Consider the following 13,872-nt stretch of genomic DNA (forward strand, 5'->3'; position numbering starts at 1 on the left):
CAACATTAGATTTTAGTTTTAATATAGGCTGCAGCAGCCTCATCTAAACTACGTAATGAAACATAACTCGTGCCCGCTTTGTGGGTGATTAAAAAGCCCTTTTCGGTTTCTTTAATCCGGTAAATATCGGTCCATAAAATTTGGCTAGTCACCGACATCGATTGAGTGTGAATACCTAACTCATCAATTGTAAGCCTCACCTCATTACTAGCGGCTTTACTCATCATCTGCCGCATTAGCCACCAAGCCTTGTGATACTTCACATTGAGCGCTTCGATAACACCTAATCCAACAAAAAAGTAAGCTAAATACAGACTAATGCCACTGAAAATAAGCGCAATACCTATTAGAAATAATCCAATGGCTTTGTAGTAGGGTTTAAGCGTGGGATCGGGTATGACTGATTGACTATAGCATTCTTCAAAATGAGCTTTATCTAAAATATAGGTGGTCGAATAGGAATAAGGCGTTGGCATAATGTCATCTAATTGAGGTCAAGCTTAAGGCGCTAGTGTAGCGATTACCAATGACAAAGTAACTAGACGCTTGAGAAAGAGGGTGATTTTACCACTTAATATCTTTGCAATTAGGCAAGTGGGTTGGACTGCAATGCGGTAACCGTTATAGTGAGTGTGTCGTCAGATTTATTAGATTCTCAACCATTTATTCAAGGAGCGTAGTCGCATTATGGCCTTAATTCCTAAAGATTTTGTTAATTATAAATCAACGCCCATTTTCTCCCATGATAGTGTCCCTAAAATGTTGCTGCATATGCACAACACCAAGGCTGGCGTGTATGGGCAAATTCAAGTGTTAGCCGGCCAGCTGACCTTTTACGGTTTTACCGACAGAAGGGGCGAGTTAGACAAACAAATCGTCATTAATGCCGGAGAAACGGCTATTTCTCATCCTGAGTATTGGCATAAAGTGGAGCTGATGACCGATGATACCGAGTTTAGGATCCACTTTTATGCCCAAAAAGATTCAGAGATTGTCGCGCAGCAGCAATCTGAGCGAAATGAGTAGCTTATGCTACTCACTCAGGTTATGTCGGTATTTAATACCAATACTGACATAACGATGCGGCTTAATAACGGTTTCGCTCGGTAGGCATGTCACTCAGATACTGGACAAACTCGACTTCAAAGCCGTGTGCGTCGAAGAAGTAAATATTGCGTCGATAGGGATCCTCCATACCTTCTTTGGCAATGGGGAATCCTGCTTGGGTTAATCTGTCTATCACAGCATCTAAATTGTCGGTCACAAAGGCAAAGTGTGCGAGGCCTATTTGGTGGCCGGTTAAATCTCGATTTTCTCCCTCACCGTTATCACTAAAAGCAATATATTGATAATCATCACCAAAATGAATCCAATTGCGGGGTTTGCCGTACCAAGAGCTTTTATCGCCACCGCGAACACGCCAGTGAGGAAAAGCTGCTTGATAAAAACGTAGTGCTGCGGGAATGTCGTCTACCACTAAGTTAATATGTTCTAAGTGAATCATAATGCGTTCCTTGTAATGATTTTAGTCTGTTACTGGTGGTTAAAATCTCAAGCCGCTCACATACCGTAACAGTATTCTTGCTGTTTTGGGTACGCTTGATTTGCGTGTCGTTCACGAATAGGCGCCAGGGCTTGGGCATATTGATGCAGCATATGTAAGCTGTATTGCACTCTTTCCCTGAGTGCGATATCGCGAGCATCCTCGGGTATTGGATTTAGCACATTGCTAACATTGCGAATAATTAAGTGGTCGGGAATCGGCACTAATTTATTATTTTTGAGCGCATTCATCTTTACTTCAACGATCGGGTAAGTACCGCCAATTCCAGTGGATACTGAGATTAATAGTGCTGGTTTATGGGCTGTTTCTTCGCGAGTGCACATCAATAAAAAGTTCTTCAGAAGCGGTGATGCCATACCGCCCCATTCAGGGGTGATTAGCACTAATGCATCAGCTTCATCGATTTTTTGTTCTATTTCGGGCCAGTGCTTACCTTTACTGTGTTCTTCACCATCCCAAAAGGGCAGTTCAAAACGGCATAATTCTAAGTGATGTATGGCGTCGTATCCCATCGTATGGGGTGATAGAAAGCTGCTGTCGGCAATATAGCGCCCAACTTTTGCACTCTGTGAGTCAAGTCTTTGACTGCTGCTGATAATGAGTAACTTCATTAAGTAAACCTATTTGTTTATAAACTAATTATAAGGTAATCACTTTACTTAATATTGTAAAGGATAAAGTAAATAAAAAAGTTTATTTAATCTATTAAAGCGCTGGTGGTTCAGCGATAATGCTCTGGCTTAAATTGGAGATAACAGATGAAAACCACTGATAAAATTATTCAATTGCTCAAGTTGCATGGCCCGTTAACGGCTAAAACCTTAGCGGAAGAATTGGCGTTAACAACTATGGGTGTGCGTCAACATCTTCAAGCCTTAGAAGACACTGGCGATGTGGATATTGAAGATAGAGCTGAGGGGCGTGGTCGGCCAACGCGGTATTGGACTTTGACTGAGCAAAGCCGAGTTCACTTTGCTGATCGCCATGAAGAATTGACGGTACAGCTGATTGATTCGGTGAGAATGATTTTTGGCGATCAAGGCTTAGACAAGTTAATTGACCATCGGGAGCAAAGTGCGTTAATCCAATATCGTGCCGCGATGGTAGGGGCGACAGATATTCCTACTCGTTTGGCGATACTTGTGCAGCTGCGTTCAAACGAAGGCTATATGGCGACGATGGAGCAAATGGATGGCGTATATTTTCTACTAGAAAATCATTGTCCTATTTGCGCTGCAGCCACCAAATGTCTAAATTTTTGCCGTTCAGAATTACAACTTTTTCAGCAGTTATTCAATGATATTGCCGTGGTGAGCCGTGAAGAACATATTATTGAAGGCGCACGCCGCTGTGCATATAAGATTGAAGTCATCACTTTAAAGTGACCTTAAACAGCTCCTCTGCGATGCTTTATCTATTGTATAAAACATCACAGAGTTGATAACTGAGTCAAGGAGTGGACCAGATCACGATAGAACCGCTATTAATATTCTTGTGTTTAAGGTTCGTGATAAGCCAATAGCGTATCGAAACGTTGGTGCCCTTTAAGTTGTGAAAAATCAGCCTCATCTAAAGCCAGTTCCTTAAACGAAGCGCTGTTATCGATAGCGCGCTCCAAATCAGAAATTGCTCTTTCTTCAACCCCTAAACAGGCAAAAGCACAGGCTCTTTGATAAAACGCGTGGGCGTTAGTGGGGTCAACCTCTAATACGCGATTACATAGGCTTTGTGCCCAGTTAAACTCGCGCATTTCCATGGCCGCATCAGCCTTGTAGGTCAGCGCCTCTAAATCCCCCGGTCGAACCGTGAGTATTTCATCATAGACTTCTATCTTTTGTTCTGGGGTTTGTGCGCTTTGGGCACGCAACCAGAGATTATGGATCTCATTAATAATTTCAATCTCGCGATTATTGTCTGTGATCGTGCGACTCTTACGCTGAAGTTCTTGCTCTAATGCTTTAAATTTATTTTCATATTGCTCAGCAATACTTTGTAGCTGATTAGCAGCCAGTTTGGCGGTATGTGTTTTGATTTCCCGCAGGGATTGCCAGCCAATAAAAGCGACTAAAGAAGCGACCCCCGCAATGATGTAGAAGAAGTAAGTCACAGTGACATTAGCGTAATTCATCGACGCATTGGCTACTGCCAGCTCGCGATCGGTAATATCAATCGTGAGGCGTCGTTCGAGATCCTGTTGATCGTGTCTAAGTAACTTAAGTTCATCGAGAACATAACGCTCGATAAGCGGTTTATCATGTATGGCGGAAGGTTGAGGTGCTGCGGGCGGGCTAGAGGTATCATTAGCTTGAGCGAAAAAAGAGCTCGCAAGCATCACTAAAAATAAGGCTAAAAATAGCGGGTTCGAATATTGTATAACGGGATTTGCAGATAAGTTTTTGATGCGGCAACCACTCACAGTAAGATGAATTAAGCGCCTAGCTTAACAAAATTTAGCGAGTGCGATCCAATTTAGTCCCGAAAATCTTCGTTACACAGAGTGGTAATGGCTCGCTATGAGCGCAACGATCATCCTGATAGAATAGCCATTCCATTCATATTTCGTCATTTGTGGTGTTATGCAATCTAAGCGCGGCCGACTCGATCGCTACCTTTGTAACCAGTTACAAACTCACCGTAAAGCGGTACGTGAACTCTTGCTTTCAGGTAACGTCAGTGTCGATGGATTAGTTGTCAAAGACATGGATAAACAAGTGGATGAGTTTTCGTATATTCAACTTGGCGATCAAATACTGCAAGCCAACACGCCGGTTTATTGGATGCTGCATAAGCCAACAGGTGTAGTGAGTGCCACCAAAGATACTCAACATAAAACGGTCATTGATTTGCTTGATTGCGAAGCCCGTGATGAGCTACATATTGCCGGTAGGTTAGATTTAAATTCGTCAGGTTTACTGTTATTGACCAATGATAGCCGTTGGTCTGATGCGTTAATGTCGCCGACCCAGAAGGTAAATAAAGTCTATCGCGTTAGTTTAGCTAACCCATTAACAGAGGAATACATTGCTGCATTTGCCGCTGGCATGTACTTTAGTTTTGAAGATATTACCACTCAACCCGCTAAGCTGGTGATCCTTACTCGCAATGTGGCCGAAGTGACTTTAAGTGAAGGTAAGTATCATCAAATCAAGCGGATGTTTGGACGATTTCGCAATCCTGTCGTTGGCTTACATCGATTATCTATAGGCGATATTGTATTAGATGACACGTTAGCGCCGGGTGAAGGCCGTGCATTGACGAGTTTAGAAGTGGCTTGTATCAGCTGAAAACTGATAGAGCAATATAAAAGATACATTGTTATTCCATCATCTTTAACGTTTGCCATTTCAAGCACAAAAGCGGACTTGAGAGTTAATTCCCTCAAGCCCGTGGCATGCGCTTAAAGATCGGCGTGTGGACCAAATACTTCATAGTGCATGTTTTCAATTGCTACACCCAGCGTAAGTAATTGCTGTTTGATAGCAGACATGAATCCAATTGGACCACAGAAATAATAACGTGCGTTAGGGGCCAGTTGTTCGGCTACTTTGCTTAATTCCATTTGTCCTTTGAAATCATAGTCTTTACCTAACACATCCGCTGGGTTCGGCTCACGATACCAGACATGGCTAGTTAGATTAGTATGCTGCTGTCGCTTGGCATGAATTGCATCTTTAAAACCGTGCACGGGACCTTGTTCACAGGCATGCAACCAAGTGATATTACTTGGATGCTGTTGCTTGAGTAGCTGGTTTAACATGCTTTTCATTGGAGTTTGGCCTACACCTGCAGAAATCAATACGACTGGCATTTCAGGTGTCACCTTCAGCATGAAGTCACCAGCAGGAGGCATAACCGTAACCTTGTCACCCGCTTGTAGTGCATCGTGAAGCAGGTTTGATACTTGGCCACCGATTTCACGTTTTACACTGATGCGATAACTGTTGCCATTAGGCGCATCGGATAGCGAATACTGACGAATTTCTTCATTTGCCAAGTTAGGATGCTTTAACTTCAAACTTAAATATTGACCAGGAATAAAATCTTTAACTGGCTTGCCATCTTCAGGAGTCAATATGAAAGAGGTAATGACTGCTGATTCGGTGTTTTTTTCGCTAATGATAAAGCGACGTTCACCTGACCAACCACCTTCTTGTTCTGCTTGTGCTTGATAGATTTGCGCCTCACGCTGAATAAAAATATTGGCTAAAAAGCCATAGGCTTGTCCCCAAGCTTCTAATACTTCAGCGGTCACTGCATCGCCACCTAACTCTTCAAGAGTGGCTAATAAATGGCCGCCGACAATGGCATATTGCTCAGGCTTAATTAAAAAACCTGTATGCTTTTGGGCTATGCGCTCAACAGTAGAACCAAGCACGGCTAAGTTTTCAATATTTTTAGCGTAGGCTGCGACAGCGTTAAAAAGGGCGACAGGCTGACCACCAGAATGCTGGTGGGCTAAGTTAAATACATCTTTTAACTCAGGATTATGTTTGAACAAACGTTCATAAAAGTGAGTGGTAAGTGCTGGGCCTGCTGATTCTAATAGGGGAATGGTGCTTTTAATTACTTGGATGGTACGGCTATCCAACATAGAAAATCCTTAACGCGCAAATAATATGAATGTTTAATAAGTTTAAAGATCTATTTGATTTGGATCAATAGTTATTGCTGTTTTCTGTGCTATGCACAAAGGTGCATGAATGTATTATCGGCGTTTGATGTGAAGGTGTTATAGGTGTATTGAAGTGTATTAATTCTTATATTTCAATAGGTAAAATGGCTTACCGTAAAGCCAACTAAAGATAGGTTGGTACGTTTAAGCGAGGAGCAATAAGAGGCTTATTTTATTACAGACATAAAAAACAGATACAAAAAAACCTCGCATTGCGAGGTTTAAATGTTGGTACAGATGAGAGGACTTGAACCTCCACGCCCTTGCGAGCACCAGCACCTGAAGCTGGCGTGTCTACCAATTCCACCACATCTGCATGGCTATCGAAATTTCATCGAATGAATAATCTTAATATCGAATAACAAATCGTAATGGTTTGTTTCGTTGAACTGCAATTTGGTACAGGTGAGAGGACTTGAACCTCCACGCCCTTGCGAGCACCAGCACCTGAAGCTGGCGTGTCTACCAATTCCACCACACCTGCACTGTACCTTTTGCAGTTCTCTAACATTAGCCGCTGTAGCAACCAATTTAAAGATGGTGCCCGAACCCGGAATCGAACCAGGGACACGAGGATTTTCAATCCTCTGCTCTACCGACTGAGCTATTCGGGCGACGGGCGCAATTTAAAGTCTTTTCGGGTTTTGAGTCAATAGATTTTTACGAAATAACCTAAAAAACGACTTGGTTGAGTAAGATTCACTCGAAAGTATCATTTGTGTGGCTACTGTCGATGTTAAAATCGTCAAACTTCAATATAGACTGAGTACTTAGCAAAACTAAAGAATGACGGATTTGCAATCCGAAGCAAAAAAAAGCCCCTATCACAGGGGCTTTCTACATTAGTTTGATAAGATTTCATTGTTTGGATAGTTAGCTTGCATTACCATGAGCACGTTTTGCTTCAGCTTGCTCTGACCTAATTCGCCATAAGCTTCTATCATTATTTCTAATGCCCGCTCATTTGAAGGGGTGCCAGGGTATGTTTCCATGACTGATTGTGCTCGAATCGCTGCGGCGCTCCAAGCATTCATCTTGAGGTAATACTCGGCAACTTGAATTGAATATCTTGCTAAGCGATTCTTTAACGCTAACATGCGTTTTTGCGCATCTGCGGCATATTTGCTGTTAGGATAGGTTTTGATAAGACGATCAAAATCTTTGAAAGCATCTTGAGCATTTTTAGGATCACGATCGGTTCGGTCGATATTAAGCATATCGTGGAACAAGTAGTTGTCTGCTTGCATGTTCACTAAACCGCGCATATAGAACACGTAGTCAACATCAGGGTGAGTAGGATTAAGACGGATAAATCTGTCTATGTTCGCAATCCCCGAGGCAACATCGTCCATTTTGTAGTAAGCATAAATCAGGTCTAACTGGACTTGGGTTTTGTGAGGTCCGAAAGGGAAGCGCGAGTCTAACGCCTCCAAAGAACGGACAGCTTTAGAGTAATTGCCAAGTTCCATAGAGGTTCTTGCCTGAGTGTAAAGTACATCAGGTGACGTTTTGGCGGCAATATCGTTATCATCAGGGCTGCTGCTACAGGCTGATAACGCTAGTGAAAATAGGACTAAGGTAACGCCTTTGGAAAATTTATACATACTTGAATTCAATTCTTTTTAAGTTGTAGTTAAGAATTTTTCCATTTCACTATAAAATAGAAAACATCCGATTGTAACAGATAGCACACATTTTTTGACCCCTAAATGGGGATACGGTTCCTATGACACAAGAGATTAATCTAAAAAGCGAGATTTCGGCAACACAAACTGGACTGAGATTAGATCAGGCCCTAGCAGAGTTGTTCCCAGATTACTCGCGCACGCGCATCAAGGAATGGATCCTATCTGATGCAGTTCATGTTGACGGCGTCGTCGTTAATAAGCCCCGTGAAAAAGTTTATGAGCTGCAGCAGATAGTGATTGATGCCACGCTCGAAGAAGAAGTACATGCGGCAGCGCAGGCTATTGACCTTGATATCATCTATGAAGATGACGATATCATGGTGATTAATAAGCAAGCTGGCCTTGTGGTTCACCCTGGTGCTGGCAATGCCGATGGCACTTTGATGAATGCGCTATTGCACCATTGTCCTGATATTGAGCATGTACCGCGAGCAGGTATTGTGCATCGTCTTGATAAAGACACCACAGGTTTAATGGTGGTCGCTAAAACTGTTGAAGCACAAACGCATTTAGTTGCAGCGTTGCAGGCCCGTGAAATCACACGTGAATACGAAGCGATTGTGATGGGGACTATGACGGGTGGCGGTACTGTGGATGAGCCAATTGGTCGCCATCTCACCAAACGTACTCACATGGCTGTGCTGCACTCAGGTAAACCTGCGGTGACGCATTATCGTGTTGCAGAAAAATTCCGCAACCACACGCGATTAAGACTGCGTTTGGAGTCGGGACGTACTCACCAAATTCGTGTTCATATGGAATACATTGGGCACGTGTTGGTTGGCGATCCTACCTATGGTGGCCGCCCAAAACCGCCTAAATATGCTAGCCCAGAGTTTTTCGATATTCTGAAAAACTTTAAACGCCAAGCATTGCATGCGGTGCGTCTTGAATTAGCACACCCAGTGAGTTGTGAAATCATGAGCTGGCAAGCGCCAATTCCTGAAGACATGGTGATTTTGACTAAAGCACTGCGCCAAGACACGGTTGAGCATCCGATCGAGTATTTGTAAATGTTACATCACGATTGGCCTGTTCCTACCAATGTTGGCATCGCTATGACAAATCGTCATGGCGGTGTGAGCACGCATCCCTTTGATAGCCTTAATCTTGGGCTACATGTTGGCGATACGATAGAGCGGGTGGTGGCTAATCGTGAGTTACTTTCTAAGCAATTAGCATTAGCTGCCGATCCTGTTTGGCTTGAGCAAGTCCATGGCACTCATGTGCTTAATTTAGACTCGCTGAACTTAGTTGACCAGAGTTTGGATAATACGGGTTTAGTTAATCAGAGTTTAGCTAGTTCAAATGCGCTGATTGCCGATGCCAGTTATAGCCAAACCGCGAGCCAAGTTTGCGCGATAATGACCGCCGATTGCTTACCCGTGTTATTGTGTAATCAAGCTGGAACCGAAGTGGCAGCGGCCCATGCCGGTTGGCGTGGTTTGTGTGATGGTGTTATTGAAGCCACAGCAGCGCAGTTTAGTTCACCAATGAATGAGCTAATTGCGTATTTAGGTCCAGCTATTGGGCCACAAAAATTTGAAGTTGGTGCCGAAGTAAAGCAAGCATTCTGTGCTTTGCATCCGCAAGCGGCAGCCTGTTTTATCCCTAGTGGTGATAAATATTTTGCCAATATCGTAAGTTTAGCTAAATTGCGCTTGAGTTTGCTTGGCATAAACCATATTTATAGTGCCGATATCTGCACTGTTACCGACACGAATTATTTCTCTTATCGACGTGATAAGGTAACGGGGCGCATGGCTTCGTTGATCTGGCTTAAGTCTTAAGCTTATATCCCTAAAATTTATCTCTATTTATGTCGTGTCCGCTTGAAATTGGCTAAATAGCCCCCATCTTTTAACTAACGAAATGTAACACCAATCCTATTTAGAATTTTCCATTAGCAGTACTTATCTAAAGCTACTTAATTGGCAAGATATCTTGTGGATTGGTATATCTCTACTATGTGAGTTTTAGGAGGCTGTATGCGACTCGATCGTATGACCAATAAATTTCAGCTTGCCATCTCAGATGCCCAGTCTCTTGCACTTGGGCGTGATCATCAGTTTATTGAACCACTGCATTTGATGATGGCATTGTTGAACCAAGATTCAGGTTCAATCCATCCGTTATTAACCCAAGCGGGCATTCGCGTGAGTGCGCTGCGATCGCTTTTGAGCCAAGAGCTTGAGCGTTTACCGCAAGTCGAAGGTACTGGCGGCGATGTGCAATTATCCCAAGGGTTGATACGGTTATTAAACCTGTGTGATAAGTTGGCGCAAAAGCGTAAAGACAAATATATCTCTAGTGAGTTATTTGTGCTGGCGGCCTTAGAAGGTACCGACGCCCTTGCGCAAGCGCTGAAAAAATCCGGTGCGACTAAAGAATTACTGGAACAAACGATTGAACAGATGCGTGGCGGACAAAAAGTAGACGATCCTAATGCGGAAGATCAACGCCAAGCGTTGAAAAAATTTACCATCGATCTTACTGAGCGAGCAGAGCAGGGTAAATTGGATCCTGTGATCGGCCGTGATGAAGAGATTCGTCGCACAATCCAAGTATTACAACGTCGTAGCAAAAACAACCCTGTGCTCATTGGTGAGCCTGGTGTGGGTAAAACAGCGATTGTTGAAGGGCTTGCCCAGCGTATCGTTAATGGCGAAGTGCCCGAAGGTATTAAAAATAAGCGAGTGTTATCGCTCGATATGGGGTCATTGATTGCGGGCGCTAAATATCGTGGTGAGTTTGAAGAACGTTTAAAAGCGGTACTGAACGAACTAGCTCAGGAAGAGGGCCAAGTCATCCTCTTCATCGACGAATTACATACTATGGTCGGTGCGGGTAAAGGCGAGGGCGCAATGGATGCGGGTAACATGCTCAAACCTGCATTAGCGCGCGGTGATTTGCACTGTGTCGGCGCAACGACGCTCGATGAGTATCGTCAATACATTGAAAAGGATGCGGCGCTTGAACGTCGTTTCCAAAAAGTACTGGTGGATGAGCCAAGCGTTGAAGACACTATCGCTATCTTGCGTGGACTGAAAGAGCGTTATGAGCTGCATCACCATGTTGAAATTACCGATCCGGCGATTGTGGCGGCAGCGACTATGTCGCACCGTTATGTGTCGGACCGTAAGTTACCCGATAAGGCAATTGATTTAATTGACGAAGCTGCATCGAGTATCCGTATGCAGATGGACTCTAAGCCCGAGTCGCTTGATAGATTAGAGCGTCGTGCTATTCAGCTTAAGTTGGAAGAGCAAGCGTTAGCCAAAGAAAGTGATGAGGCGAGTCGTCGTAGGCTTGAAACCTTGCAAGAAGAATTACGTGAAGTTGAAGCCAAAGCCTCTGATCTGAACGAAATTTGGCATACTGAAAAAGCCGCATTAGCGGGAACTCAGCACATTAAAGCTGATCTTGAGCAAGCTCGAATGGACTTAGAAGTCGCACGTCGTGCGGGTGATTTAACGCGGATGTCTGAGCTGCAGTACGGTCGCATTCCTGAGCTTGAAAAGCAGCTTGATTTAGCGTCCCAAGCTGAAATGCAAGATATGACTTTATTACGTAATAAGGTCACAGAGTTTGAAATCGCCGAAGTCTTGTCTAAAGCGACGGGCATTCCCGTATCGAAAATGCTTGAGGGCGAGCGCGAAAAATTACTGCAAATGGAAGTGGCGTTGCATGAGCGGGTTATTGGCCAAAATGAAGCCGTTGATGCGGTTTCTAACGCGATCCGTCGTAGTCGCGCAGGATTGGCGGATCCAAATCGTCCGATTGGTTCGTTCCTGTTTTTAGGCCCAACGGGTGTGGGTAAAACTGAGCTGTGTAAATCATTGGCGCGGTTCTTATTCGATACCGAATCGGCTTTAGTACGTATTGATATGTCTGAGTTTATGGAGAAACACTCAGTGTCGCGCTTAGTGGGTGCGCCTCCTGGATACGTGGGCTATGAAGAGGGCGGTTACTTAACAGAAGCCGTTCGTCGTAAACCATATTCGGTGATATTGCTCGACGAAGTTGAGAAAGCGCATCCTGATGTGTTTAACATCTTACTGCAAGTGCTTGACGATGGACGTTTAACCGATGGTCAAGGTCGTACTGTAGACTTTAGAAATACAGTGATCATCATGACCTCGAACTTAGGCTCCGACATTATCCAAGAAGGATTTGGTCAAGTAACCTATGCAGAGATGAAAGCAGCGGTAATGAATGTGGTCACCCACAGCTTCAGACCCGAGTTTTTAAACCGTATTGATGAGTCTGTGGTATTCCATCCATTGGATGCTGCCAATATCAAACGTATTGCTTCGATACAGATTGCTTCTTTACGCCAACGTTTGGCAGAGAAGGACTATACATTGGAGATCACCGACGACGCATTATCGTTGATTGCAGAAATTGGTTTCGATCCTGTGTATGGTGCAAGACCCTTGAAACGGGCATTGCAGCAAGAAGTCGAAAACCCACTGGCGCAAAGATTGTTGCGTGGCGATTTATTACCAGGCAAACCAATCAAAGTCAGCTGTGCGGGTGGCGAGTTAGTATTTGAGCAATAACAATGTGTATTGTTTGAATGTGAGGTGAATGCTTGAGGTAGGTGCACCGGTTATTTTAAAATAAGCGTTCTAAAAACTGAGCTTGAAATCAATCAATACAGAGTTGATTTAATCGGTACCTGACCTGCATCAAAGCACTAAAACCTAAAAGGGCTGAGTTTCTAACTCAGCCCTTTTTTATGTACTAAAGCACTTTTTATTGTTGAGATTATCGGCTGCTATTTTTATCACTTCTTATTACAGAAGAGTTTGATTCTTTCTTGTTGCTGAGCAATCGATGTTTGGCGGTCTTCTTCAGTCATCGCGACAGGCTTGCTCGAATCTGAAGTTTGTCGGATAAGATTAGTATGCGTCGTCAGTACTTCTAAATTATGTGTTGCACTCTCGCAAATCGATTGAGCCTGTTTGGCATCTTTTTGTCTAATCAAAGCTGCTGACTTTTCTACTTCACTGGTTTGTGGCACTTCTTCTTTCTTTACCGGTGCAATAAAACCCACTTTAGCCTGCGACAAATCTTTACTGTATAGCTTCTCAGCTTTAATACTTTCTTGTTGTGGGGCCTGCTGGCTGTAATGCGTCACCCCATTATCATCAACCCAAGTATAAATCACGTCTGCCAAAACAGGACTAGTAAAAAGGCCTAGCCAGAGCCATTGGCATAATATTGTGCTGAACTTGTTCACAGGTAACATTGAAATTATTCCTAATGGCAGCTTATCGATACAATAAAATATGCTTTCTTGAAGGCTAGAGCCACGCCCATGGCTTAACACAAATCAGTGTATGCAAAATTCATCCAATCAAACAGTAAAAATAACAGTATCTGTTTATAGAGCAATGATTGAGTATCTCATCATGCTAAGAATGCAATGGCATAGTGAATTTGGCAGCTATGCGGTTATCGCCTCTGATCTTAGGCCATCACTACTATCCTTTCTATATTTGAGAGCGTTTACTTATTATAGATAAAATACCTATTCACCTCTGTTTATAGGAGTTCAATCCATTAAAACCACGATAGTTGGTGATTTTCTTAGTCAAATGTCTCTGCTCAATAGGGATAATCAGCCAATGTTGCAGCATATTTCTGCAGTTTGATGGTTATTCATGCGTTTGATTTTAATTGTTTAAAAAGCCCTTGCGCACTTTCTCAATCTCCCTATAATGCGCATCCACTGACACGGCAGACAGCGTTAAGCCGCCTGATGTGACAGTTCATCGATAAGTTTACTGATTGATGAGTGTTAAGAAAGTTTGTAAAAAACTCCTTGACGCACAATGGGAAATGCGTAGAATACGCAGCCCTAGCCACCTGGAAGCATTTGATGCTCAGCGTGGTACTCACATTCTCTGATGAGATTGAGTTGCTCTTTAACAATATAAAAC

13 protein-coding genes and 3 tRNA genes are annotated in these 13,872 nt (G+C 43.4%); 6 read left to right on the forward strand and 10 right to left on the reverse strand.

Annotated features, from left to right (window positions below; all coding sequences use genetic code 11):
- Positions 1 to 5: 5 nt before the first annotated feature.
- Positions 6 to 476: a YcxB family protein gene (locus tag C9I43_RS02200; protein WP_107881844.1), complete on the reverse strand. Its 471-nt coding sequence runs from the start codon at positions 474 to 476 to the stop codon at positions 6 to 8.
- A gap of 211 nt (positions 477 to 687) precedes the next feature.
- Here C9I43_RS02200 and C9I43_RS02205 point away from each other — a divergent pair, with 211 nt between their 5' ends.
- Positions 688 to 1,026 carry a TehB family protein gene (locus C9I43_RS02205; RefSeq protein ID WP_076500876.1) on the forward strand — a complete coding sequence of 113 codons (339 nt, stop codon included), beginning with the start codon at positions 688 to 690 and terminating at the stop codon, positions 1,024 to 1,026.
- 61 nt (positions 1,027 to 1,087) lie between these two features.
- Here C9I43_RS02205 and C9I43_RS02210 read toward each other — a convergent pair whose 3' ends face one another.
- Positions 1,088 to 1,504, reverse strand: a complete 417-nt coding sequence (locus C9I43_RS02210) for a VOC family protein (protein ID WP_076500873.1) — start codon at positions 1,502 to 1,504, stop codon at positions 1,088 to 1,090.
- 56 nt (positions 1,505 to 1,560) lie between these two features.
- Positions 1,561 to 2,175 carry an NADPH-dependent FMN reductase gene (locus tag C9I43_RS02215; RefSeq protein ID WP_076500871.1) on the reverse strand — a complete coding sequence of 205 codons (615 nt, stop codon included), beginning with the start codon at positions 2,173 to 2,175 and terminating at the stop codon, positions 1,561 to 1,563.
- A gap of 147 nt (positions 2,176 to 2,322) precedes the next feature.
- Between C9I43_RS02215 and C9I43_RS02220 the strand changes: the two genes are divergently transcribed.
- The gene (locus tag C9I43_RS02220; protein WP_107881846.1) at positions 2,323 to 2,949 is read left to right on the forward strand and encodes a helix-turn-helix transcriptional regulator; all 627 of its coding nucleotides are present in this window, start codon (positions 2,323 to 2,325) and stop codon (positions 2,947 to 2,949) included.
- Between the two features lie 113 nt (positions 2,950 to 3,062).
- Here the strand turns inward: C9I43_RS02220 and C9I43_RS02225 are convergent, their stop codons facing one another.
- Positions 3,063 to 3,980, reverse strand: coding sequence for a TPR end-of-group domain-containing protein (locus C9I43_RS02225; RefSeq protein ID WP_076500867.1), 918 nt, complete (start codon positions 3,978 to 3,980; stop codon positions 3,063 to 3,065).
- A gap of 160 nt (positions 3,981 to 4,140) precedes the next feature.
- Between C9I43_RS02225 and C9I43_RS02230 the strand changes: the two genes are divergently transcribed.
- On the forward strand, positions 4,141 to 4,848 hold the full coding sequence (locus C9I43_RS02230) for a pseudouridine synthase (RefSeq protein ID WP_107881848.1): 708 nt from the start codon (positions 4,141 to 4,143) through the stop codon (positions 4,846 to 4,848).
- 113 nt (positions 4,849 to 4,961) lie between these two features.
- Here the strand turns inward: C9I43_RS02230 and hmpA are convergent, their stop codons facing one another.
- The 5 genes from hmpA to C9I43_RS02255 all read right to left on the reverse strand — a co-directional run bounded on the left by hmpA (position 4,962) and on the right by C9I43_RS02255 (position 7,840).
- Positions 4,962 to 6,155, reverse strand: a complete 1,194-nt coding sequence (gene hmpA / locus C9I43_RS02235; RefSeq protein WP_076500863.1) for an NO-inducible flavohemoprotein — start codon at positions 6,153 to 6,155, stop codon at positions 4,962 to 4,964.
- 310 nt (positions 6,156 to 6,465) lie between these two features.
- Positions 6,466 to 6,552: transfer RNA gene (locus C9I43_RS02240), tRNA-Leu, on the reverse strand.
- Between the two features lie 81 nt (positions 6,553 to 6,633).
- Positions 6,634 to 6,720: transfer RNA gene (locus C9I43_RS02245), tRNA-Leu, on the reverse strand.
- A gap of 54 nt (positions 6,721 to 6,774) precedes the next feature.
- Positions 6,775 to 6,850: transfer RNA gene (locus C9I43_RS02250), tRNA-Phe, on the reverse strand.
- Between the two features lie 228 nt (positions 6,851 to 7,078).
- On the reverse strand, positions 7,079 to 7,840 hold the full coding sequence (locus tag C9I43_RS02255) for an outer membrane protein assembly factor BamD (protein ID WP_076500861.1): 762 nt from the start codon (positions 7,838 to 7,840) through the stop codon (positions 7,079 to 7,081).
- Positions 7,841 to 7,962: 122 nt separating this feature from the next.
- Between C9I43_RS02255 and rluD the strand changes: the two genes are divergently transcribed.
- The 3 genes from rluD to clpB all read left to right on the forward strand — a co-directional run bounded on the left by rluD (position 7,963) and on the right by clpB (position 12,486).
- Entirely contained in the window at positions 7,963 to 8,937 is a 975-nt protein-coding gene (gene rluD, locus C9I43_RS02260) for a 23S rRNA pseudouridine(1911/1915/1917) synthase RluD (RefSeq protein WP_076500859.1), read from the forward strand.
- Complete coding sequence (gene pgeF, locus C9I43_RS02265) at positions 8,938 to 9,714, forward strand: peptidoglycan editing factor PgeF (protein ID WP_107881850.1); 777 nt, start codon at positions 8,938 to 8,940, stop codon at positions 9,712 to 9,714.
- Positions 9,715 to 9,912: 198 nt separating this feature from the next.
- Complete coding sequence (gene clpB / locus C9I43_RS02270) at positions 9,913 to 12,486, forward strand: ATP-dependent chaperone ClpB (protein WP_076500855.1); 2,574 nt, start codon at positions 9,913 to 9,915, stop codon at positions 12,484 to 12,486.
- A gap of 227 nt (positions 12,487 to 12,713) precedes the next feature.
- On the opposite strand, the gene C9I43_RS02275 is transcribed toward clpB, so the two are convergent.
- Positions 12,714 to 13,178 (reverse strand): DUF4124 domain-containing protein, encoded by a 465-nt coding sequence (locus C9I43_RS02275; protein WP_107881852.1) that lies wholly within the window; start codon positions 13,176 to 13,178, stop codon positions 12,714 to 12,716.
- Positions 13,179 to 13,872: the final 694 nt, after the last annotated feature.

This window comes from Shewanella morhuae (assembly GCF_003028295.1).
GTDB lineage: Bacteria > Pseudomonadota > Gammaproteobacteria > Enterobacterales > Shewanellaceae > Shewanella > Shewanella morhuae.